The 19,718-nt window shown below is 73.5% G+C and carries 24 protein-coding genes; 14 read left to right on the top strand and 10 right to left on the bottom strand.

What is annotated here, in order from left to right; genetic code table 11:
* Positions 1 to 7 precede the first annotated feature (7 nt).
* The 4 genes from NYE39_RS08190 to bioB are packed head-to-tail and all read left to right on the top strand — an operon-like array spanning position 8 to position 2,976.
* The gene (locus NYE39_RS08190; RefSeq protein WP_185220855.1) at positions 8 to 592 is read left to right on the top strand and encodes a biotin transporter BioY; all 585 of its coding nucleotides are present in this window, start codon (positions 8 to 10) and stop codon (positions 590 to 592) included.
* The gene (locus NYE39_RS08185) at positions 592 to 1,293 is read left to right on the top strand and encodes an energy-coupling factor ABC transporter ATP-binding protein (protein WP_341012375.1); all 702 of its coding nucleotides are present in this window, start codon (positions 592 to 594) and stop codon (positions 1,291 to 1,293) included. Before NYE39_RS08190 ends, NYE39_RS08185 begins: the two co-directional genes overlap by 1 nt.
* Positions 1,284 to 1,904, top strand: a complete 621-nt coding sequence (locus tag NYE39_RS08180; protein WP_341012374.1) for an energy-coupling factor transporter transmembrane component T — start codon at positions 1,284 to 1,286, stop codon at positions 1,902 to 1,904. The genes NYE39_RS08185 and NYE39_RS08180 overlap by 10 nt, the downstream gene beginning before the upstream one ends.
* A gap of 10 nt (positions 1,905 to 1,914) precedes the next feature.
* Positions 1,915 to 2,976: a biotin synthase BioB gene (gene bioB / locus NYE39_RS08175; RefSeq protein WP_341012373.1), complete on the top strand. Its 1,062-nt coding sequence runs from the start codon at positions 1,915 to 1,917 to the stop codon at positions 2,974 to 2,976.
* A gap of 68 nt (positions 2,977 to 3,044) precedes the next feature.
* On the opposite strand, the gene NYE39_RS08170 is transcribed toward bioB, so the two are convergent.
* The 6 genes from NYE39_RS08170 to NYE39_RS08145 all read right to left on the bottom strand — a co-directional run bounded on the left by NYE39_RS08170 (position 3,045) and on the right by NYE39_RS08145 (position 9,027).
* On the bottom strand, positions 3,045 to 4,655 hold the full coding sequence (locus NYE39_RS08170) for a solute symporter family protein (RefSeq protein ID WP_072625498.1): 1,611 nt from the start codon (positions 4,653 to 4,655) through the stop codon (positions 3,045 to 3,047).
* The gene (locus NYE39_RS08165; protein WP_185220853.1) at positions 4,652 to 4,999 is read right to left on the bottom strand and encodes a DUF485 domain-containing protein; all 348 of its coding nucleotides are present in this window, start codon (positions 4,997 to 4,999) and stop codon (positions 4,652 to 4,654) included. The genes NYE39_RS08170 and NYE39_RS08165 overlap by 4 nt, the downstream gene beginning before the upstream one ends.
* A 174-nt stretch (positions 5,000 to 5,173) precedes the next feature.
* Positions 5,174 to 6,688: a sodium/solute symporter gene (locus NYE39_RS08160; RefSeq protein WP_185220852.1), complete on the bottom strand. Its 1,515-nt coding sequence runs from the start codon at positions 6,686 to 6,688 to the stop codon at positions 5,174 to 5,176.
* On the bottom strand, positions 6,685 to 7,056 hold the full coding sequence (locus NYE39_RS08155; protein ID WP_072625495.1) for a hypothetical protein: 372 nt from the start codon (positions 7,054 to 7,056) through the stop codon (positions 6,685 to 6,687). The genes NYE39_RS08160 and NYE39_RS08155 overlap by 4 nt, the downstream gene beginning before the upstream one ends.
* On the bottom strand, positions 7,053 to 7,817 hold the full coding sequence (locus NYE39_RS08150; RefSeq protein WP_072626333.1) for a LytR/AlgR family response regulator transcription factor: 765 nt from the start codon (positions 7,815 to 7,817) through the stop codon (positions 7,053 to 7,055). Before NYE39_RS08150 ends, NYE39_RS08155 begins: the two co-directional genes overlap by 4 nt.
* Positions 7,818 to 7,827: 10 nt before the next feature.
* Positions 7,828 to 9,027, bottom strand: coding sequence for a sensor histidine kinase (locus tag NYE39_RS08145; RefSeq protein ID WP_341012371.1), 1,200 nt, complete (start codon positions 9,025 to 9,027; stop codon positions 7,828 to 7,830).
* Between the two features lie 32 nt (positions 9,028 to 9,059).
* Here NYE39_RS08145 and NYE39_RS08140 point away from each other — a divergent pair, with 32 nt between their 5' ends.
* The 5 genes from NYE39_RS08140 (at position 9,060) to NYE39_RS08120 (ending at position 13,189) form a co-directional block, all read left to right on the top strand.
* Positions 9,060 to 9,917: a Fic family protein gene (locus tag NYE39_RS08140; protein WP_072625494.1), complete on the top strand. Its 858-nt coding sequence runs from the start codon at positions 9,060 to 9,062 to the stop codon at positions 9,915 to 9,917.
* A 272-nt stretch (positions 9,918 to 10,189) separates the two neighbouring features.
* Positions 10,190 to 10,906 carry a hypothetical protein gene (locus tag NYE39_RS08135; protein WP_072625493.1) on the top strand — a complete coding sequence of 239 codons (717 nt, stop codon included), beginning with the start codon at positions 10,190 to 10,192 and terminating at the stop codon, positions 10,904 to 10,906.
* Positions 10,903 to 11,940, top strand: a complete 1,038-nt coding sequence (locus NYE39_RS08130; RefSeq protein WP_072625492.1) for a TadA family conjugal transfer-associated ATPase — start codon at positions 10,903 to 10,905, stop codon at positions 11,938 to 11,940. Before NYE39_RS08135 ends, NYE39_RS08130 begins: the two co-directional genes overlap by 4 nt.
* Entirely contained in the window at positions 11,937 to 12,638 is a 702-nt protein-coding gene (locus NYE39_RS08125; RefSeq protein WP_072625491.1) for a type II secretion system F family protein, read from the top strand. The genes NYE39_RS08130 and NYE39_RS08125 overlap by 4 nt, the downstream gene beginning before the upstream one ends.
* Entirely contained in the window at positions 12,635 to 13,189 is a 555-nt protein-coding gene (locus NYE39_RS08120) for a type II secretion system F family protein (protein WP_083546176.1), read from the top strand. The genes NYE39_RS08125 and NYE39_RS08120 overlap by 4 nt, the downstream gene beginning before the upstream one ends.
* A gap of 7 nt (positions 13,190 to 13,196) precedes the next feature.
* Here the strand turns inward: NYE39_RS08120 and NYE39_RS08115 are convergent, their stop codons facing one another.
* The gene (locus NYE39_RS08115; RefSeq protein ID WP_341012369.1) at positions 13,197 to 13,751 is read right to left on the bottom strand and encodes a hypothetical protein; all 555 of its coding nucleotides are present in this window, start codon (positions 13,749 to 13,751) and stop codon (positions 13,197 to 13,199) included.
* Between the two features lie 224 nt (positions 13,752 to 13,975).
* Between NYE39_RS08115 and NYE39_RS08110 the strand changes: the two genes are divergently transcribed.
* From NYE39_RS08110 to NYE39_RS08100, 3 genes are read left to right on the top strand one after another with little or no spacing between them, the layout of a single operon-like run.
* Positions 13,976 to 14,167, top strand: a complete 192-nt coding sequence (locus tag NYE39_RS08110) for a DUF4244 domain-containing protein (protein WP_072625488.1) — start codon at positions 13,976 to 13,978, stop codon at positions 14,165 to 14,167.
* A gap of 19 nt (positions 14,168 to 14,186) precedes the next feature.
* Positions 14,187 to 14,519, top strand: coding sequence for a TadE family type IV pilus minor pilin (locus tag NYE39_RS08105; protein WP_072625487.1), 333 nt, complete (start codon positions 14,187 to 14,189; stop codon positions 14,517 to 14,519).
* Positions 14,506 to 14,886 carry an Rv3654c family TadE-like protein gene (locus NYE39_RS08100; protein WP_072625486.1) on the top strand — a complete coding sequence of 127 codons (381 nt, stop codon included), beginning with the start codon at positions 14,506 to 14,508 and terminating at the stop codon, positions 14,884 to 14,886. The genes NYE39_RS08105 and NYE39_RS08100 overlap by 14 nt, the downstream gene beginning before the upstream one ends.
* A gap of 50 nt (positions 14,887 to 14,936) precedes the next feature.
* On the opposite strand, the gene NYE39_RS08095 is transcribed toward NYE39_RS08100, so the two are convergent.
* Genes NYE39_RS08095 through NYE39_RS08085 form a run of 3 tightly spaced genes read right to left on the bottom strand, consistent with a single transcriptional unit; the run spans position 14,937 to position 18,213 of the window.
* Complete coding sequence (locus NYE39_RS08095) at positions 14,937 to 15,320, bottom strand: DUF1304 domain-containing protein (protein WP_072625485.1); 384 nt, start codon at positions 15,318 to 15,320, stop codon at positions 14,937 to 14,939.
* Positions 15,321 to 15,329: 9 nt separating this feature from the next.
* Entirely contained in the window at positions 15,330 to 15,872 is a 543-nt protein-coding gene (locus tag NYE39_RS08090) for a hypothetical protein (protein WP_072625484.1), read from the bottom strand.
* 19 nt (positions 15,873 to 15,891) lie between these two features.
* Complete coding sequence (locus NYE39_RS08085) at positions 15,892 to 18,213, bottom strand: DEAD/DEAH box helicase (protein ID WP_072625483.1); 2,322 nt, start codon at positions 18,211 to 18,213, stop codon at positions 15,892 to 15,894.
* Between the two features lie 18 nt (positions 18,214 to 18,231).
* Between NYE39_RS08085 and NYE39_RS08080 the strand changes: the two genes are divergently transcribed.
* Complete coding sequence (locus NYE39_RS08080; protein ID WP_072625482.1) at positions 18,232 to 18,612, top strand: STAS domain-containing protein; 381 nt, start codon at positions 18,232 to 18,234, stop codon at positions 18,610 to 18,612.
* 104 nt (positions 18,613 to 18,716) lie between these two features.
* The gene (locus NYE39_RS08075) at positions 18,717 to 19,709 is read left to right on the top strand and encodes a 2-hydroxyacid dehydrogenase (RefSeq protein ID WP_072625481.1); all 993 of its coding nucleotides are present in this window, start codon (positions 18,717 to 18,719) and stop codon (positions 19,707 to 19,709) included.
* Positions 19,710 to 19,718 lie beyond the last annotated feature (9 nt).

The raw sequence follows: 19,718 nt of genomic DNA, 5'->3' as shown, positions 1-19,718 counted from the left end.
CGGCAGCATGACCACAGCACCGGCCGCCCGGGCCGCCACGGCGAGCACCGACCTGGCCCTCGTCTCCTCCCTCGCCGCACTGATCGCGGTCTGCTCGGTCCTGCCCGCGGTCAACCTCTCGGTCTTCGCGCCGATCACGCTGCAGACCTTCGGAGTCCTCCTCGCCGGCGCGGTCCTCGGGGCTCGACGCGGCGCGCTCGCGGTCCTCCTGTGGATACTCGTCGGGGCGGTCGGGCTGCCCGTCTTCGCCAACGGCAAGGCCGGGCTGCCGGTCCTCGTCGGCCCGACCGGGGGATACATCCTCGGGTTCGTCGTCGGGGCGGCGATCATCGGGGCCGTCGCCACCGTCGCGGTCCGGCGCGCCGGTCGCGGCACCGTGTGGGTGCTCACCGCAGGAGGGCTGCTCGCGCTCCTGGTCGTCCACGCCGCCGGCATCGTCGGCCTGCACCTGCGGGCGGGGCTCGGGTGGCAGGCGGCCGCCACCGTCGACGGCGCCTTCTGGATCGGTGACCTGGTCAAGCTCGCGGCCACCGTGCTCGTCGCGGGCGCGGTGCACCGCGCCTTCCCCGACCTGCTGCGTCGCCGCGCCTGATGGCCCGCATCGAGCTCGACCGGGTCACCGTCCGCCGGCCCACGGCGACCGGCGACCTGCTCGTGCTCGACGAGACGAGCCTGCTCGTCAGCGAGTCCCGCGTGGCGCTCATCGGCCCCAACGGCGCCGGCAAGTCGACTCTGGCCCGTCTCGTCAACGGGCTCGTCACCGCCTCGACGGGGGCCGTGCACGTCGACGGCGTCGACGTGGCACGTCGCGGCCGCGAGGTGCGGCGCCGGGTGGCCTTCACCTTCACCGACCCGCACGCACAGCTCGTCATGCCGACGGTCGCCGAGGACGTGGCCCTGTCGCTGCGGGCCACGCGACCCGACCGACGTGACCGCGACGCTGCCGTGGCCGAGGTGCTCGAGCAGCACGGACTGGCGGGTCTGGCCGACCGCAGTGTCCACGCCCTCTCCGGTGGGCAGGCCCAGCTGCTCGCCCTGGCGAGCGTCCTGGCCACCGGCCCGGACGTCCTCGTCGCCGACGAGCCGACGACGCTGCTCGACCTGGCGGCCTCCCGGCGCGTCGGGGACCTGCTCATGGGGCTGCCGCAGCAGGTCCTGCTCGTCACCCACGACCTCGAGCTCGCCGGTCGGTGCGACCGGGCACTCCTCGTCGACGGCGGCCGGGTCGTGGCCGACGGACCCGCGGCCGACGTCGTCCACCACTATCGCGCCCGGGTGGCCGCATGCTCCTGATGGTGCACCGTCCCGGGAGCTCGCTCGTCCACCGGGTCCCGGCGGGTGCCAAGCTCACCCTGCTCGCCGCCGTGGGGGTCGGGCTGGCCATCACTGGCGGCTGGCTGTGGGCAGCACTCGCGCTGGGTGCTGCGCTCACCCTCCTCGTCGTTGCTGGCACCCCCGTGAGGGTGCTTGCGACCACCCTGCGCGGACTCGTCCTCGTGATGCTCGCCCTCGGTGCCTGGCTCACCTGGCAGGCGGGCTGGCCCCGCGCCGCCGAGACCGTCGGTGACCTCGTGGCACTCGTCCTGCTCGCACACCTCGTCACGGCGACGACCCGGGTCGACGACATGCTCGACACCGTCGAGCGGGCCCTGCGCCCGCTCCGCCGATTCGGCGTGCGCCCCGACCGCGTCGCCCTGGCGATCTCGCTCGTGCTGCGGGCCGTGCCGGCCACCGCCGAGGCGGCCGGGCAGACGCGGGACGCGGCGCGGGCACGCGGGCTGGAGCGCGACCCCAGGGCGACCTTGACCCCCTTCGTCGTGCGGGTCGTGCGTGACGCGCGGCTGCGGGGGGAGGCGCTCCACGCCCGAGGTGTGGGCGATGACCAGACCGGAAGACACGGATGAAGGGAAGACCATGACCACCTACGACGAGATCGTCGCGCGGGTACTCGCCGGCGCCGAGGCGACGCCGCAGGAGGCACTGACGGTGCTGCGCGCTCCGGACGAGGACGTGCTCGACGCGGTCGCCGCAGTGGCCCGGCTGCGGCGGGCCCACTACGGGATGACCGTCAAGGTCAACTACCTCGTCAACCTCAAGTCCGGGCTGTGCCCCGAGGACTGCGGCTACTGCTCCCAGGCGCTCGGGTCGACCAGCGAGATCCTGCGCTACACCTGGCTCAAGGAGGACCAGGCGCTCGACCAGGCCCGGGCCGGGGTGCGGGGAGGCGCGTCGCGTGTGTGCATGGTCGCCAGCGGTCGCGGCCCCACCGACCGTGACGTGGAGCGGGTCGTGGGGATGGTCGGCGCGATCAAGGAGGAGCACCCCGAGGTCGAGGTCTGTGCCTGCCTCGGGCTGTTGCGCGACGGTCAGGCCGAGCGCCTGCGCGAGGCGGGTGTCGACGCCTACAACCACAACATCAACACCGCGCAGTCGCACCACGACTCCATCGTCACGACGCACACCTACGAGGACCGGGTGCGTACCGTCGCCATGGCCCAGGGAGCCGGGCTGTCGGCGTGCAGCGGCCTCATCGCCGGCCTCGGGGAGAGCGACGAACAGCTCGTCGAGGCACTGGTCGCCCTGCGGGAGATGGGGTCCGACTCCATCCCGGTCAACTTCCTCATCCCCTTCGACGGGACGCCCAAGCAGCAGACGTGGGAGCTGACCCCGCTGCGCTGCCTGCGCATCCTCTCCGCCGCGCGACTGCTCGCGCCGGCCGCCGAGCTGCGGATCGCGGCGGGCCGCGAGATGCACCTGCGCGGCGTGCAGGGGCTGGCCCTGCAGGTGGCCAACTCGATCTTCCTCGGCGACTACCTCACCGCCGAGGGACAGGCAGCGGAGGAGGACCTCGCGCTCATCGCGGACCACGGGTTCACGGTCCTGGGGGCCGACGAGCCGACCGGCGACGGGGCGACCGGGACCGTGCCGGCCATCCGGCGCCGCGGGGCCGGCACGAACGTCCCGGCCAACGCCTGAGGACATGACGAAGGGGGGAGAGCCGCGGCTCTCCCCCCTTTCGCCCGTGGGGTGGTGCTGGTGATCGGTCAGTGGTCGATGACCTCGGCGACGCCGTGACCGGTGAGGCTGCGCACCTCCATCTCCGCGTACTTCGCGCGGTTGAACTCCTGGCTCGTCACCGAGCCCAGCCAGCCGAGGAAGAAGCCCAGCGGGATGGAGATCAGGCCGGGGTTGGCCAGCGGGAAGATGTCGAAGTCGGCGTTCTTGAGCATCGCGGTCTCGGACCCGGAGACGACGGGGGAGAAGGCGATGAGGATGAGCGCCGACGCGAGGCCGCCGTACATCGACCACAGCGCACCCCGGGTGTTGAAGCGCTTCCAGAAGAGGCTGTAGAGGATGGTCGGCAGGTTGGCGCTCGCCGCGACGGCGAAGGCCAGCGCCACGAGGAAGGCGATGTTCTGGTCCTTGGCCAGCATGCCGCCGAGGATGGCGACGACACCGGTGCCGACCGCGGCGTAGCGCGAGACCTTGACCTCTTCCTCCTGGGTGGCCTTGCCGTGCTTGAAGACCTGGTTGTACAGGTCGTGCGCGAAGCTCGCGCTCGCCGTGATCGTCAGGCCGGCGACGACCGCGAGGATCGTCGCGAAGGCGATGCCGGAGACGATGCCGAGCAGCCAGGAACCACCGAGCTCGTAGGCGAGCAGCGGCGCAGCGGCGTTGGCCTTGCCCGGCGCGGCGTTGATGACCTCCGGGCCGACGAGGGCGCCGGCGCCGTAGCCGATGACGAGGGTCAGCAGGTAGAAGCCGCCGATGAGCCAGATCGCCCACTCGACGGACTTGCGCGCCTGCCTGCTCGTCGGGACCGTGTAGAAGCGCTGGAGCACGTGGGGCAGGCCGGCGGTGCCGAGCACGAGGGCCAGCGACAGCGAGATGAAGTCGATCTTGGTCGTGAGGTTGACGCCGTACTTCAGGCCCGGCTCGAGGAGCTTCTCGCCGGCGGCGGGGTTCTTGTCGACGGCCTCCTGCATGAGCGAGGAGAAGTTCATGCCGAACATCCCGAGCACCCACACGGTCATGATCGCGGTCGCGGCGATGAGCAGCACGGCCTTGATCATCTGGACCCAGGTCGTGCCCTTCATGCCGCCGATCATCACGTAGGCGACCATGACGATGCCGACGACCGCGATGACGGCATTCTGCGCGAAGGCTCCGTCGACGCCGAGGAGCAGCGAGACGAGGCCGCCGGCGCCGGCCATCTGGGCGAGCAGGTAGAAGAAGGAGACCGCGAGCACGGACGTGGCCGTCGCGATGCGCATCGGCCGCTGCTGCAGGCGGTAGGACAGGACGTCGGCGAGCGTGAAGCGGCCGGTGTTGCGGAAGAGCTCGGCGACGAGGAGCAGCGCGACGAGCCACGCCACGAGGAAGCCGATCGAGTAGAGGAAGCCGTCGTAGCCCTGCAAGGCGATGGCGCCGGCGATGCCGAGGAAGCTTGCCGCGGAGAGGTAGTCGCCGGCGATGGCCAGGCCGTTCTGGCGGCCGGAGAAGGACGCGCCGCCGGTGTACATCTGGCTCGCGGTCTTGTGGCCGGCCGCGACCTTGACGACGATCGCCAGGGTCACGACGACGAAGACGACGAAGATCGTGATGTTGAGCGTGGCGGACCCGGTCTGGGTCGCCGCGGGGACGAGGGTGCTCATCCGTCCACCTCCGGGGTCTCGTGCGAACCGACCTGCTCGGCCAGGGCTTCCGCGGCGGGGTCGAAGACCCGCCCGGCCCAGCGGATGTACAGGATGGTGATGGCGAAGGTCGTGACGAACTGCCCGAGCCCGAGGATCAGGCCGATGTTGATGTTGCCGAGCACCTTGGTGCCCATGAATCCGGGGGCGAACATCGACAGCAGGACGTAGAGGAAGTACCACGCGAGGAAGAACGCGGTCACGGGGAAGACGAAGTTGCGGAAGGTCCGGCGCAGCTGGCCGAACTCCTGCGACTCCTGCACGGCGATGTATCGCTCGCCGAGCGGCTGAGCGTCGTTGCTCATGGGCTCACCTCCGGGTCGTGGGTGGGTTCGGACATCGGTGGCCGAACGCGCCCACAGTGGCGCAGCCCACACCTCGGGTGGGGGAGGTGCGTCGGGTGCCGCGGTCGGCGGGGCCTGACGTCGCCGTGCGGGCAGGCGTCGTGCGGTGAACGGTGGCGTGGGGACGACGAGCGGTCAGGCGCCGGCGAGGACGTCCTCGGGGGCGTGCAGTCGGGTCATCGTCCGCGCCCACCGCCGCGGCCGTGGTGTCACGAGGGAGACCGCCACGGTCACGGCGAAGGCGAGCGGTGTCGCCCAGGCCGTCGGCGCGGCGACGAGGGCGCCGCCCCACCCGTCGGGCGCGCTGTCGGTGACCGAGACGAGCGCGGCGAGGGTGGTGCTCACGCCGCCGACGGTGATGCCCGCGGCGGCTCCCTTCGCCGTCAGTCGTGGCCACCAGACGCCGAGGATCAGCAGCGGTGCGAAGGTCGCGGCGGCGATGGCGAAGGCGTGGCCGACCGCCGACGAGATGCCGACCGGGGCGGCGGTGACGGCCGCGACGAAGGGGGCCAGGACCCCTGACGCCGCGGCGATGCGGAAGGAGGCGGCCGGGCCGGCGTCGCCGTGGGTGAGGCGGGCGGTGAGCGGGCGGAGCACGTCCTGGTCGATGGCACCGGCGACCGACATCGTCACGCCCGACGCGGTGGCGAGGAAGGCGGCGAAAGCGCCCCCGGCGGCCATGGCGGTGAGGAGCTGACCGTCGAGACCGTCGAGCATCGCTGCCGGCAGGGCGAGGACGACGGTGCGGCTGGGGTCGTCGGAGATCTCCGAGGGGGCCAGGTAGGCGCGACCGAGCACGCCGTAGACCGGCGGGAAGAGGTAGAAGAGCGACAGCAGCGCCAGGACGGAGACCGTCGTGCGGCGTGCGGCCACACCGTCGGGGTTGGTGTAGAAGCGCACGGCGATGTGCGGAAGACCCATCGTGCCCAGGCAGAGCGCTGCGAGGGTGCTGTAGGTCGTGAAGAGGGTCCGCGAGGTCTGGTCTGCCGACGTGAGCGGCTCCCACCAGGAGCTGTCCGCTTGCGGCGTGGGTGCGCCGCCGCGCTGCCAGACCGCCAGCAGGACGAAGGCGGGGACCGCGATCGCGGACAGCTTGACCCAGTACTGGACCGACTGGACGAGGGTCACCGAGCGCATGCCCCCTGCGACGACGTTGAGCGTGACGATGACCGTGAGGACCGTGGCGCCGACCCAGGTCGGTGCACCACTGACGTGGCGCAGCGCGAGCCCGGCGCCCTGCATCTGTGGCAGCAGGTAGAGCCAGCCGATGCCGACGACGAGGAGGGCGCAGCCGCGGCGCAGTGCCGCGGACTCCAGTCGGCTCTCGGCGAAGTCGGGCAGGGTGTAGGCACCGGAGCGACGAAGGGGGGCGGCGACGAGGATGAGCAGCACGAGGTAGCCCACCGTGTAGCCCACGGGCATCCACAGCATGTCGACCCCGCGTTCGTAGACCAGCCCGGCGACGCCGAGATAGCTTGCGGCAGAGAGGTACTCGCCGCCGATGGCGCTGGCATTGCGCCAGGGCGTGACGGTGCGGCCCGCGACGTAGAAGTCGCTCGTCCCCTTCGCCAGGCGCAGGCCGAGGGCACCGAGCGTCAGCGTCACCAGGCAGACGAGGGCGATGGCGACGACGCTGAGCGGTTGGTTCATCGGCGACTCACGAGGTCGCTGAACTCCGCCTCGAGCCGCTCGGTCGCCCGCACGTACCAGCGGGCGACGAGGACGACGCCCGGGTAGACGAGGACCCCGAGGAGGAGCCAGGCGACGGGCAGGCCGAGCACGGAGACCCGGCGGGCGGCCGGGGCGAGGGCGAAGATCACCGGAAGCGCCCCCAGAGTGGCGACCCCGAGAGCGAGGGTGCCGAGCGAGAGCTGCAGCTGGGCGCGGCGCAGGGAGTTGACGTAGGTCGACCCGAGACGTGACTCGTCGACGATCTCCTCGCGGACGGTGCGGCGTCGGGGCGTGCGCGAAGGGCGTCGGGTCCGAATGACGCGCACACGCTGGGGTGGGCTGGTCACCCTTCGTCCGTCGTGGCGCGGGGGCGCAGCAGGGTGCCGCGCAGGTGGCGGGTGTGCCGGCGGCTCACCTGCAGCTCGGTGCCGTCGACGAGGACCGTGCAGCGACCGCCGTCGTTGTGGATCTCGCTGATGTGCCGCGTCGAGACCAGGGTCGAACGGTGGATGCGCACGAAGCCGGCTTCGGCCCACCGCTCCTCGAGGGTCGCGAGGGGGATGCGCACGAGGTGCGAGCCGGTGGGGGTGTGCAGCCGGGCGTAGTCGCCCTGGGCCTGCACCCACCGGATCTCGCTGCGGCGCACGAAGCGGGTGACACCCCCGAGCTCGACGGGGATCGTCTCGTCGTCCTCGGGTGTGGCCTCGGGCTCGTCGTCGCGATCGGTGGCCGCCAGGCACCGGCGCACCGCCTCGCCGATGCGCTCGGGGCGGACCGGCTTCATCAGGTAGTCGACGGCGTCGAGGTCGAAGGCGTCGACGGCATGGGTGTCGTGGGCGGTGACGAAGACGACCTGGGGCCGCTCGCTGAAGCGGCGGATGACCCGGGCCAGCTGCATGCCGTCGAGCCCGGGCATCGAGATGTCGCTGAAGACGACGTCGACGTGCTCGCGCTCGAGGGCCGCCAGCGCGGAGGTACCGCTCGAGGCGGTGAGCACGCGGCCGACGCGCTCGTCCTGGTCGAGCAGCCACGCCACCTCGTTGCGCGCCGGGGCCTCGTCGTCGACGACGAGGACGGTCAGCGCGGCGGTGCGTGGCGGGCGCGGCATGGCCACCAGACTAGGCCGGATCCTCGAGAGCAGGGGAGTACTTGGGTACCCGGAAGGAGACCCGCATCCCGGCGCCGGGCGCCGTGTCGACGACGAGCCCGAACTCCTCGCCGTATACCTGACGCAGCCGGGCGTCGACATTGCCCAGACCGACCGAGTCGGCGCGTGACTGGCCGTCGAGCACCTTGCGGATCGCCTCGGGGTGGGCGCCGACACCGTCGTCGTCGATGCTGAACTCGGCCTCGGAGCCGTGGTCGGAGGCGGTCAGCGTCACGTGGCCCGGGCCCTCCTTGGGCGCCAGCCCATGGCGAACCGCATTTTCGACCAAGGGCTGGATCGCGAGGTAGGGGACTCGCACGGGCAGGACCTCAGGGGCGATCTTGAGGGTGATGCCCAGGCGTTCACCGAAGCGCGCCTGCTCGAGGACGAGATAGCGCTCGACATTGCGCAGTTCCTCGCTCACCGTGGTGAAGGCGCCGTCGCGTCGGAGGGCGTAGCGGGTGAAGTCGGCGAACTCCAGGAGCAGCTCGCGCGCCCGGGCCGGATCGGTCCGCACGAACGAGGCGATCGCCGCAAGGGAGTTGTAGATGAAGTGCGGGGAGATCTGCGCCCGCAGGGCCCGCAGCTCGGCCTCCATCGCCCGGGTGCGCTCGAAGGACAGGTCTGCCAGCTCGACCTGCGTCGCCACCCAGGAGGCCACCTCGTCGGCGGCGCGCGCCAGACCCGCCGACACGGTCGGGCCGTACCCGGCGATCGCCCCGATGACCCGGTCGTCGACCGTCACCGGGGCGATGACCGCCGCCCGGATCGGGCACTCGACGGAGGTGCAGGTCACGACGTCGGGCCCGAGGACGACCGACTGGCCCGAGGTGAGGACCGGTGCCGCGTGGTCCATGACGGCCGGCAGGTGGTGTCCCCCTTCGCCCTCCCACACGATGACCGACGAGGTGTCGCAGACGGCCAGCCCCGGGGTGGCGAGCATCGCCCGCAGGTAGGGCGCGGCGCGCTCGCAGCCGTCGTCGGTGAAGCCGTCGGCGAGGTGACGCCCGGCCACGGAGGCGGTGTGGAGCGTGTCGTAGGTGGCGTGGTCGGTCACCGAGATGAAGCCCGGGCGGGCCCGACGCCACCGCACCAGGACGACGGCCAGGCCCAGCGCGAGGAAGGCGCCCGTGACGACTGCCACAGTGGGCACGTGCAGGCCGGCGTCCATGGCGGCACCCTAGTGCGGCCTAGGCTGGACGGGTGCCCGTCTCCAGCCCTCTCGTCACCGCCCTGACCCAGCTCGCCGACCTGCCCGAGGTGGCCGCCGCCTCGGATCGTGCCCGGGAGGTGTGCACCAACCTGCGGTGGCACGAGGCCCTGCGTCGGCGGATCCCCGAGGCCTCCGCGGAGTCGCGGGTGCGCGGGGCGTGGGCCAGCGCGGAGCTCGACGGCGCCCGCTCGACCGCGACGATCGTGCGCGACCTCATGCGGGGCGCCCGCGAGCGCAACCCCGACCCGGACCCGGCCGAGCGGGTCATCCACGGTGCCATCGCCGCGACGGCCGAGACCGAGCACCTGCGCGACCTCGTGACCCGGTCGCCGGGTCAGGCGCTCGCCAGGCTGCACACCGCTGCGGCGGCCCAGCTCGTCACCGACCGCGACCAGCTCGGTCGACCGCGCGTCGAGGGGGAGGGGTGCGAGGAGTTCGCCGACCTCGGTCCGGCCCCGACGGGCGCGCAGCTGCGGGCCCGCCTCGACGGGATCATCGAGCTCATGCGCCACGCGAGCGAGGCGCCGGCCCTGGTCGTCGCCTCCATCGTCCACGCCGAGATCGCGGCGGCGCGTCCCTTCGTCGTGGGCAACGGACTCGTCGCCCGCGCCGTCGAGCGAGCCCTGATCGCCGCGACCGGGCTGGACCCCACCGGTGTCGCGGTGCCCGAGGCCGGCCACGGGCACGAAGGGGGACCGGCGTACCTGGGTTCGCTCAACGGCTACGTCCACGGCGGCCAGCCGGGGGTGACCCTGTGGCTGACGCACTGCGGCGACTCCCTCGTGGCGGGCGCGGAGGAGGGCTGGCGGGTGGCCGACTCGGTGCGCGCAGGACGCCTCGGTCAGTGAGTCACCACCCGTCCTGATCGCTGAGTAGGCGTGGACCCCGACTCGGGGTTACAGTTGTACCAGCTGCTCCCTTCGGGTTGAGCGGCCAACGCACGGCTCCCTCCCCCCGAGCTCGCGCGTTGACGGCCCCGGCGCTCCCCCGCCGGGGCCGTCCCCTTTTCCGGGGGAGATGACACAGGGGCTTCGTCCCCAGACCTCCACTCCGCACGGGCGGTCTCCACAGGCGCCGCGATCGCCCACGCGGGCCGCTGGTCCGGCGGCAGGGTCGAGGCATGCACCCGATCGTCATCCTCACCGGAGCATCCGGCGGGCTGGGCGTCTCCACCCTGGCCGCCGTCACCGCCACAGTCCTCGCCCGCGACGCCTCACCGGTGCTCGTCGACGGTGCCTTCGGTGCCGGCGGGCTCGATGCGACGGTCGCGGTCGAGCACCTCGACGGGCTGAGGTGGTCCGACCTGGCCGAGCACGAGGGCGAGGTCGACGTGGGCCGGCTGCGCGGTGCCCTGCCGCTTGGGCCGGTCCCGGTGCTCGCTGCCCGGGGCCCACGTCCCTCGCCGGCCGTCGTCACCGAGGTCGTGCGCGGGCTGTCCGCCGCAGGGCCGGTCGTCGTCGACCTCCCGTGCTCGGGGCGGGTCCCGCCCGTGTGGCGCGAGCTGGCCGACGTCGTCGTGGTGGTCGTCGGGCTGCGGCCTCGCTGGCTGCGTGACGGCGAGGCCCTCGTCGAGGTGATGGGCGGCGCGTGCGACCACGCACTGCTCGTCACGCGTGGGCCGCGACGCTCCGAGCGGGTCGCCAACCGTGCCGCCGAGCACCTGGGACTGCCGCTGCTCGACCACCTGGCGGACGACCCGGGGGTGCTGCGGGAGGAGGCCCGCGGGCGGGCCCCGCGCCCTCGCGGTCCCGTCGGCGAGGTGGCGAGGTCGCTGGCCGATGCGCTGCCGAGCCAGAGCTCAGGGCTGGCCGAGCGCGTCCTCGGGTTGGCGTCATGAGGTGGTCCAGCGCGATCGACGCGCAGGTCGAGGCGGGCCGCGCACCCGACCCGGGCGTCATCGACGAGGTCGCCCGCAGCGAGGCGGCCCGACTCGGCCGGGGCGGAGCTGCTCGGCGGTCCGGTGAGCTGCGAGCCGATCTCATGGGGCTGGGTGTGCTCGACCCGCTCGTCGAGGACGAGCGCGTCACCGACGTCCTCGTCAACGGCGACGGTTCGGTGTGGGTCGACCGCGGGGAGGGCGTCACCCGGGTCGACCTCGACGTGGGTGATGCCGATGCCGTCCGGCGTCTGGCGACCCGACTCTCGGCGACGGCAGGGCGGCGGCTCGACGACGCCCAGCCCTGGGTCGACGGCCTGCTGCCACGCGGCATCCGCCTGCACGCCGTCCTCCCGCCCCTCGTCGCCGGGGGAGCGCACCTCAGCCTGCGCATCCCGCGGCACCGGGGCGGTGGTCTCGACGCCCTCGTCCGGCTCGGCATGACGACGAGCGCACAGGCCGACGCGCTGCGCGAGATCGTCGCCGAGCGGCGGGCCTACGTCGTCACGGGCGGCACCGGCACCGGCAAGACGACCCTGCTCGCGGCGCTCCTCGCCGAGGTGCCCGACGCCGAGCGTCTCGTCGTCGTGGAGGACGTCGGGGAGATCCAGGTCGGTCACCCCCATGTGGTGCGTCTGCAGGCCAGATCGGCCAACACCGAGGGCGCGGGTGAGGTGACGATGGTCGACCTCGTGCGTCAGGCGCTACGCATGCGTCCCGACCGACTCGTCGTCGGAGAGGTGCGCGGTGCCGAGGTCCGCGACCTGCTGCTCGCCCTCAACACCGGGCACGAGGGTGGCTGCGGCACCCTGCACGCCAACCGCGCCGAGGACGTCCCGAGCCGGCTCGAGGCGCTCGGGGCACTCGCCGGCATGGCGCGCGACGCGGTGCGTGCCCAGGTGGCCAGCGCCCTCGAGGTGGTGGTCCACCTGCGGCGGGTGGGTGGCCGGCGGGTCGTCGACTCGATCGGCCCCTTGCCCGGGGTGCGCTCATGAGCCTCGCCGTCGTGGGCCTCGTCCTGGCAGCCGCGCTGGTGTGGCCGGGGCGCGCGAGTCGGGTGGGTCTGCGGGGCACAGACGCAGTCCCCGCCCGGGGGCCAGCAGCCCTCGGCTGGTGGCGGCGGGTCCGGGCCGGCAGGGCGCCGATCGAGGACCTCGAGTCGCTCGCCACGGTCGCCGACCTGCTCGCCATGGCGCTGCGCTCCGGCGCGACCCCGGTCTCGGCGGTGGACGTCGTCGCACGTGAGGCACCCCGGCCGTGGCGAGAGGTCCTGGAGGAGGTCGGGGTACAGCTGGCCCGAGGGGGAGCCGCGGGCGCGGTCTGGCAGCTGCATGCCCGTGACCACCCGCACCTGGCGCCGGTGGCGGGTGCCTGGTCGCTCAGCGAGGACCTCGGTGTCGCGCTCGCCCCGTCGATGGCCACGAGCGCCAAAGTGCTGCGAGCCCGGGTGCAGGCCCGGCGTCGGCTCGACGCCTCGACCGCGGGTGCCCGGGCGACGATGCACCTGCTGACCCTGCTGCCCCTGGCCGGGCTGCTCGCCGGCTTCGCCTTCGGGCTGACCCCGTGGGAGGTATACGGCCACAGCCCGCTCACGATGGTCAGCGTCGTCGTCGGTCTCGCGCTGACGGCAGCGGGGTGGTTGGTCTGCCGCTGGGTCCTCGGGCGGGCCGTCGCCCCACGGGAGGAGACATGAGTGCGGCGGTGGTGCTCCTCGTCGTGCTCGGCGTCGGCCTGTGGCCGGGGAGGGCGGCGCCCTTCGGCCCGTGGAGCCGTGGCGTCGAGCCGGTGCCCGACGGCGCGCCCTCACCTCCGCTGACCGTCGACGACGTGGCCGACGCGACCGTGCTGCTCGCACTGGCCCTCCAGTCCGGCCGGGGTCTGGTGCAGGCGCTCGACGAGGTCGCCGAGGTCGCCGCGGCCGGCGCCGCGGCCGACCTGCGCAAGGTGGCGGCTGCGCTGCGTTGGGGGCGCTCGATGGACCGGGCCTGGGGCTACGCGCGGTCGTCGTGGGGACCGACCGCGACGGCCTTCGTCATCGCCAACACCGTCGGGGCGCCCTCGGCGGCCGTGCTGCTCGAGGCCGCTGCGACCCTGCGGGACACCGAGTCCCGACGGCTCGAGGAGGCGGGCGGCCGTGCCGCCGTGCTTCTCGTGCTGCCCCTCGGGCTGTGCTTCCTCCCGGCCTTCATCGCCACGGCCGTGGTGCCGATCGTCGTCGTCCTCGTCGGCACGCAGCTCGGGTGACGGCGGCTCAGCACCTCTCGGCCACCCGCAGCCCTTGCGCTCGCTCGAGGGTGCCGGGACGGCCGCGGGAGGTGTAGTCGATCTCGAGCGCGTCGCTCGTGCCCGCTCTCGTCGGGTCGGGGCGCGAGACGTGCAGCATCACCCCGATCCAACCGGCGAGGGGGCCCTGCTGGCGACCTGCCTCGTCCCACCACCACTGACCGTCGCTGCTGAGCGGCCAGTGCGCGGCGCCGAAGGGGGTCCGTTCCTGCCTCTCCTCCGGGACCGCGACCGCCCTCGCCTCGACGAGCTCGAGGTTGTTCGCGCCGATCAGCCTGACCTCGACGAGCTCGAAGTCCGCGTCGTCCTCGGTGGGGATGAAGTCGCTGAAGGCTGCGCCCGCCCCCGGCGGTGCGGTGCAGGTGCTGGTGCTGCCCCCTTCGCTCGACACCACGCCGGGCGTGCTGTCCCGGACGACCGACAGCCCAAAGGTGACGAGGACGGCGAGCAACACAGCGCCCCCGACGACCCACAGGTCCCGTCGCGCCCCACGGCGGTCCACCGTGCCCCTATTCGTCGCCATCGCACCCCCCCATGTCGTGCTCGTGGCCAGAGGCTAGCCGTCCGCGGACGACGGCGCCCGCATCTGGCGGCCCGGCCCGTGCTGGGCCGGAGGTCATCCCCACCGCTGTCGGAGGAGAGGCGGCTGTCCACAGTTTCGGGCGGCACCTGCCACCCGGCTCCCGGCGAGCGAAGTGTGGACCTCACCGCGGCACATCGGGTGCCGCCGACAGGCAGGAGAGTCCCATGAAGAGGTCCATCGTCCGGTGGCGCCACCGGGCCCGGCTGGCGTGCGAGGCCGGCATGACGACGGCGGAGTACGCGGTCGGCACGCTCGCCGCGTGCACCTTTGCCATCGTCCTGCTCGCGGTCGTGAAGTCCGGGGGCATCAAGTCCGGGTTGTCGGATGTCATCCTCGAGGCGCTCGGCATCCGCTAGGGCGACCGACGACGCGGGGATGGTGACGGCGGAGCTCGCCCTCACCCTCCCCGCGGTCGTGCTCGTCCTGGTCATCTGCCTGTCCGCGCTCTCGTGGGGCGTCGACCGGGTCCGCTGCGTCGATGCGGCGAGGGTGGCGGTCCGCGAGCTCGCGCGCGGCGAGGCGCCGGCCCGGGCACTGGAGCTCGCCGGACGGACCGCGCCCGAGGGAGCGCACGTCGAGGTCGCTCGCTCCGGCGGGGACGTCACCGTGACGGTGACCAGCCCGACGCCGGTCGGGGTCTCCTTCGTCGCGCCCGAGAGCAGCTGCTCGTCGACCGCGCGGGTGGAGTCGGTCGATGTCGGGCCCTGAGCTGCGAGGAGAGGCCGGGTCGTCGAGCGTGCTGGCCGTCGGGCTGATCGCCGTCCTGCTGACGGCGACGGTCGCCACGCTCGCGGTGCTGTCGGCCGTGCGGGCCGCGCACGTCGCGCGCTCGGCCGCCGACGTCGCGGCGCTCGCCGGGGCCATCGATTACCAGCAGGTCTCGGACCCTGCGGGCGCGTGCACCGAGGCCACCCGTGTCGCCCGTCGGCACGACGTCGAGGTCCTCTCCTGCGTGGTCGCGGGCGGTGGCGACGTGACCGTCACGGTCGCGGCGGAGATCCCCCTTCGCCTGGCGGGGGTGGGGCCTGAGCAGGCCGAGGGCCGGGCGCGCGCCGGGCCGGGCGCGCAGGAGTGAGTCGTCACCGCCGGCTGGCGGTGACCCAGCGCACGTCGGTGCGGGCGGGATCAGACGAGCAGCCCCACGACCAGGGCGGCAACCGCGAGCGCCGGCAGGGTCCCCTGCTTGACGGCGGCGGCTGCTTTGTCGGGGCTAGACAGCAGCAGCACGAGGCTGGCGGCGAGCATCGACCCGGCCCCGACGAGCACGAGCGTCGCACCCACGGTGTCGGAGCCCAGCGCGAAGGCGGCGATGCCGACGAAGACCGCGATCGCGAGGAAGAGGTTGTAGAAGCCCTGGTTGAAGGCGAGCTCGCGCGTTGCCTCGGCCTCCTCGGCACTCGTACCGAACACCCCGCGGGCGCGGGTCGTCCACGCGAAGGACTCGAGGTAGAAGATGAAGACGTGCAGGGCGGCCGCAAGGGCCGCGAGCACCAGGCCGGCGAGGATCATCGCCGGCTCTCAGGGGCGTGGGTCACGGCGGATGGGGCGGGTGGCGTCGTCGACCGGTCCACCGTCGCGCGCGATCGGGCGGGTGGCGTCGTCCGCGGGAGCGCCGCGAGCGGCGTCACGGGTGCTGATCCGCTCGGTCGGCGCGTCGATCGTCGGGTCGTGGCGCTCGGCGACCTCGGCCCGCTCGCGGGCGATCTCGGTGGAGACGCGCTGGTCCTCGATGGCCCGCTCACGCTCGCGCAGCTCCTGCTGGTGCGCCGCCTCCTGCTCCGCGAGCCGGCGCTTGGACTCGGCCTCCTGCTCCTTGCGCAGGCGGCGCTGCTTGGCCTTGCGGGTCAGTGCCGCCTTGATCATGACCAGGCCCAGCCAGAGCAGGAGCATCGTCAGCATGCCGGCGATGACGAGGGTCAGCGGGTTGAGGTTGATCGTCACGGCGTCGAAGAGACGGATGTCGACCTCCTGACCCGAGACCTCCGGGGCCTGGGTGCCGAGCAGCAGGGCCGCGCCGATGGCGACGGCGATGAGGACGAGGATGAGGCCAAGGATGACCATGGTGGTCCTTTCGTCTGCGTCAGCCAGGGGGCGCCGACATGCGGTCCTCCACCTTATGACCCAGAGCGTCCAGGAGCAGGTCAAGCAGGGCGAGCGCGCCTCTCGCGTCGAGGGGTTCGTTGCCGTTGCCGCACTTGGGCGAGACGACGCAGGCCGGGCAGCCGCGCTGGCCGCACCCGCACCCGGCGATGGTCTCGCGGGTCATCGCGAGCCACTGCCCGATGCGCTCGTGCGCCGTCGCCGCGAAGCCCGCGCCGCCCGGGTGCCCGTCGTAGACCATGATCGTCGGCAGCCCGGTGTCGGGGTGCAGGTCCGTGGAGACCCCGCCGATGTCCCACCGGTCGCAGGTGGCCAGCAGCGGCAGCATGCCGATCGCCGCGTGCTCGGCAGCGTGGGCGGCACCCGGCACGTCCGCCTCGTCGATGCCCGCAGCCGCCAGGGACTGCGGCGTCATCGTCCACCAGACGGCGTGGGTCGACAGGGTGCGCTCGGGCAGGTCGAGGTCGTGCCGACCGATGACCTCGCCGCTCGGCAGCCGGCGCAGGAAGCCGGTCACCCGGTGGCGCACGTCGACCCGCCCGAAGCTGATGCGCACCGGACCGTGGTCGACACCCGACTCCTCCGAGACGACGTCGAAGGAGGAGACGGACTGGGCGTGGGTCGACCACCCGGGGTCACCCACGGCGACGGTGGCCGTGGCCTGCTCGAGGTCGAGCTCGGTGACGACATGGGTGCGGCCCTGGTGCACGTGGACCGCGCCGGTGTGCACCTGGCTGTGGGCCGACTCCGCGTCGATGGTCCCGATGACCCGACCGGACCTGCCCTCGACGATGCTCACCACCTCGCCGATGCCGCGAAGGGAGACGTGCTCACCCGGTCGGTCGGGCCGGGTCCAGAACCACCCGCCGGGCCGCTTGCGCAGCAGCCCGCGGGCGACGAGCACCTCGAGGACCCCCGCGAGGCCGTCGCCGAACCACTGCTCGTCGGCGAGCGTCACCGGGATCTCCGCGGCGGCGCACGCCACGTGCGGGACGAGGACGCGCAGGTTGGTCGGGTCGAGGACGCTCGACTCGACCGGCGCGTCGAAGATCGCCTCGGGGTGCTCGACGACCCACGTGTCGAGCGGGTCGTCGGCGGCCAGCAGCACGGCGAGGGCGTCCTGCCCGTCGCGGCCGGCGCGTCCGGCCTGCTGCCATACCGAGGCCAGGCGGCCGGGCCACCCGGCCATGAGCACGACGTCGAGCCCGGCGACGTCGATGCCCAGCTCGAGCGCGTTGGTCGCGGCCAGCCCGAGCAGGTCGCGCTCGCGCAGGCGTCGCTCGATGACCCGTCGCTCCTCGGGCAGGTACCCACCCCGGTAGGCGGCGATCCTCCCTTCGTCGGTGATGCTCACCTGACGCGCCGCGGACGACGCGAGCGCCTCGACCCCCGCTCGTGACCGGGCGAAGGCCAGGGTCTGCACATCGCGTCCCACGAGGTGGGCCATGAGGTCGGCGGCCTCGGTCGTCGGCGAGCGCCGGTTGCCCTCCTCGTCCTCGGGTGGCTGCCACAGGGCGAAGGTCAGGGCGCCGCGGGGCGAGCCGTCCTCGGTCACCTCGAGCACGTCGTCGCCGATGAGGCGGGCGGCGTGGGTGCCAGGGTCGCCCACCGTCGCCGAGGCGAGGACGAAGACCGGGTCGGCGCCGTAGCGCCGCGCGACGCGCCGCAGACGTCGCAGCAGCAGCGCCACGTGGGAGCCGAAGACCCCGCGGTAGACGTGGCATTCGTCGACGACGACGTAGCGCAGCCGCCGCAGCACGTGCGCCCAGTGCTCGTGCCCCGGCAGCAGGGAGTGGTGGACGAGGTCGGGGTTGGTGAGGATCACGTCGGCGTGGTCGCGGATCCAGCGACGCTCGTCGGTCGGGGTGTCGCCGTCATAGGTCGCCGCCCGGATCCCCGGCACCGCCCACGACTGGATGCGGGCCAGCTGGTCGGCGGCCAGCGCCTTGGTGGGGGAGAGGTAGAGGGCGGTCGCGCCCCGCCCGTTGGCCGCCGAGCGGCCCTCGAGCACCGCCGTGAGCGAAGGGAGGAGATAGCCCAGTGACTTGCCCGAGGCCGTGCCGGTCGCCAGCACGACGTGCCTCCCGTCACGCGCCGCCTCGGCCGCGCGGGCCTGGTGGGACCACAGCCGGTCGATGCCGGCCCCGGCGAGGGCGCCGCGCAGGGGAGGGGCGACCCAGTCGGGCAGGTCGACCTCGTCGGCCGCCCGCGCGGGGATCCGCTCGATGTGCCGCAGGCGCTCCTCGCGACCCGCCGCGAGCCCCGCGAGCAGCTCGGGAGCGTCTGGGATCTGCCGTGACATGTCGTCTACGGTAGGCCGGTGCCCACCACCGTCACGACCAGCGAGTCCGGCCCGGTCCACGTCGTCCACGTGGCCGGGGAGATCGACGTGACCTCTGCCGCGATCCTGCGCGACGCGCTCGAGGCCCTCATCGCCGACGGGCGCAGGCGGCTGACGCTCGACCTCACCGAGGTCACCTTCATGGACTCCACCGGCCTGGGCATCGTCGTCGGTCGGCTCAAGCGGCTGGCGCGCCACGGCGGGACGATGACCGTCGCCGCTGCGCACGAGCGGGTCGTGCGGGTCTTCACCATCACCGGTCTCGACCAGCTCCTCGAGATCCACCCCGACCTCGAGAGCGCCGTCGCCGCTGCCGCGGCGGCCAGCCCGAGGTCGTCCGCCGCGGGCGGCCAGCCCTAGGTCGTCCGCCCGGCCGCCACGCCGCGCGGCCTGCGGTCCCGGACGCGCCAGTCTCCGGGTGGGAGGGTGGTCCCCACATCACGTCTCGACGGTGAGGAGCCCCCGTGGGTGAGCACGTCGTGGTGCTGAGCCACGCAGGAGCCGAGCCGCTGAGCCCGGCGCAGTCGGCGTGCATCACCGAGCACGCGCGCCTCGAGGTGGTCGTGAGGCACGCGACCCCCGATGCCTCCGAGGCCGCGCACCTGCTGCGTCACGCCACCGTCGTGGCGACCACGCCGTCCGTGGCACCCAGACTCGACGACGAGCTGCTCGGGCGACTGCCCCGCCTGCACTCGCTCGTCCTCCACGCCGGCGACGCCGAGCATCTCGCCCTCGGTGCATCAGCCCGACGTCGCCTGACGCTCACCACCCTGCCCGACCCCGCGTCCGGTGCCGTCGCCGAGCACGCCCTCGGCCTGCTGCTGTCGCTCGCGACCCGTTCGCACCTGGCCAACGACCGCTCCCGCGGACGGGTCGACGCGTCGACCTCGCTGCAGGGGGTCGAGCTGTGCGGGAGCACGCTCGGGGTCCTCGGCGTCGGCCGGGTCGGACTGCACCTGGCCCGCATCGCCACCGGCATCGGGATGCGGGTCGTCGGCGCCGACCCCCACCCGACGGCGCGACGCACGGCCGAGCACGTCGGCATCGAGATGACGTCGACCGACGAGGTGCTCCACCGGGCCCGTGCGCTCGCGATCTGCGCATCGGCCGCTTCGCCATCGACCCCGATCCTCGACCTGGCCGGACTCGGGGCGCTCCAGCCCGGCGCGCTGCTCGTCAACGTCGGCCGGCCGGACCTCGTCGACACCGACGCCGTCGTCGCGGCCCTGCGACTGCGCCACCTGCGCGGTTACGCGGTGGACGGGACCCCCTTCGACCGCCTCGAGCACGCCGACCTGATGGCCGAGGGACGCATCGTGCAGACGGGGCACAGCGCGTCCTGGCGTGACGAGGTCCTCGCACGGGGCGCCGAGCAGCTCGCCCGGGCGATCGTCGCCGCCGTGCGGCAGGACCCGGCGGCCCGCGCCGAGGCCGACGGCGAGGAGCAGGTGGCGTGAACCCTCCCG

Origin of the sequence: Janibacter sp. FSL W8-0316, assembly GCF_038004165.1 — a bacterium.
Taxonomy (GTDB): Bacteria; Actinomycetota; Actinomycetes; order Actinomycetales; family Dermatophilaceae; genus Janibacter; species Janibacter indicus.
The sequence above is the reverse complement of the archived record's forward strand: the minus strand, read 5'-3'. Positions and strand labels throughout refer to the sequence as shown.

What these genes read in the sequence shown, in the direction of transcription:
- NYE39_RS08120 (WP_083546176.1), top strand. Translation starts at nt 12,635, where the DNA reads ATGAGTGCGGCGGTGGTGCTCCTCGTCGTGCTCGGCGTCGGCCTGTGG.
- NYE39_RS08135 (WP_072625493.1), top strand. Translation starts at nt 10,190, where the DNA reads ATGCACCCGATCGTCATCCTCACCGGAGCATCCGGCGGGCTGGGCGTC.
- NYE39_RS08190 (WP_185220855.1), top strand. Translation starts at nt 8, where the DNA reads ATGACCACAGCACCGGCCGCCCGGGCCGCCACGGCGAGCACCGACCTG.
- NYE39_RS08165 (WP_185220853.1), bottom strand. Translation starts at nt 4,999, where the DNA reads ATGAGCAACGACGCTCAGCCGCTCGGCGAGCGATACATCGCCGTGCAG.
- NYE39_RS08130 (WP_072625492.1), top strand. Translation starts at nt 10,903, where the DNA reads ATGAGGTGGTCCAGCGCGATCGACGCGCAGGTCGAGGCGGGCCGCGCA.
- bioB (WP_341012373.1), top strand. Translation starts at nt 1,915, where the DNA reads ATGACCACCTACGACGAGATCGTCGCGCGGGTACTCGCCGGCGCCGAG.
- NYE39_RS08105 (WP_072625487.1), top strand. Translation starts at nt 14,187, where the DNA reads ATGGTGACGGCGGAGCTCGCCCTCACCCTCCCCGCGGTCGTGCTCGTC.
- NYE39_RS08090 (WP_072625484.1), bottom strand. Translation starts at nt 15,872, where the DNA reads ATGGTCATCCTTGGCCTCATCCTCGTCCTCATCGCCGTCGCCATCGGC.
- NYE39_RS08145 (WP_341012371.1), bottom strand. Translation starts at nt 9,027, where the DNA reads ATGGACGCCGGCCTGCACGTGCCCACTGTGGCAGTCGTCACGGGCGCC.
- NYE39_RS08180 (WP_341012374.1), top strand. Translation starts at nt 1,284, where the DNA reads ATGCTCCTGATGGTGCACCGTCCCGGGAGCTCGCTCGTCCACCGGGTC.
- NYE39_RS08150 (WP_072626333.1), bottom strand. Translation starts at nt 7,817, where the DNA reads ATGCCGCGCCCGCCACGCACCGCCGCGCTGACCGTCCTCGTCGTCGAC.
- NYE39_RS08125 (WP_072625491.1), top strand. Translation starts at nt 11,937, where the DNA reads ATGAGCCTCGCCGTCGTGGGCCTCGTCCTGGCAGCCGCGCTGGTGTGG.
- NYE39_RS08110 (WP_072625488.1), top strand. Translation starts at nt 13,976, where the DNA reads ATGAAGAGGTCCATCGTCCGGTGGCGCCACCGGGCCCGGCTGGCGTGC.
- NYE39_RS08100 (WP_072625486.1), top strand. Translation starts at nt 14,506, where the DNA reads ATGTCGGGCCCTGAGCTGCGAGGAGAGGCCGGGTCGTCGAGCGTGCTG.
- NYE39_RS08115 (WP_341012369.1), bottom strand. Translation starts at nt 13,751, where the DNA reads ATGGCGACGAATAGGGGCACGGTGGACCGCCGTGGGGCGCGACGGGAC.
- NYE39_RS08085 (WP_072625483.1), bottom strand. Translation starts at nt 18,213, where the DNA reads ATGTCACGGCAGATCCCAGACGCTCCCGAGCTGCTCGCGGGGCTCGCG.
- NYE39_RS08170 (WP_072625498.1), bottom strand. Translation starts at nt 4,655, where the DNA reads ATGAGCACCCTCGTCCCCGCGGCGACCCAGACCGGGTCCGCCACGCTC.
- NYE39_RS08095 (WP_072625485.1), bottom strand. Translation starts at nt 15,320, where the DNA reads ATGATCCTCGCCGGCCTGGTGCTCGCGGCCCTTGCGGCCGCCCTGCAC.
- NYE39_RS08185 (WP_341012375.1), top strand. Translation starts at nt 592, where the DNA reads ATGGCCCGCATCGAGCTCGACCGGGTCACCGTCCGCCGGCCCACGGCG.
- NYE39_RS08160 (WP_185220852.1), bottom strand. Translation starts at nt 6,688, where the DNA reads ATGAACCAACCGCTCAGCGTCGTCGCCATCGCCCTCGTCTGCCTGGTG.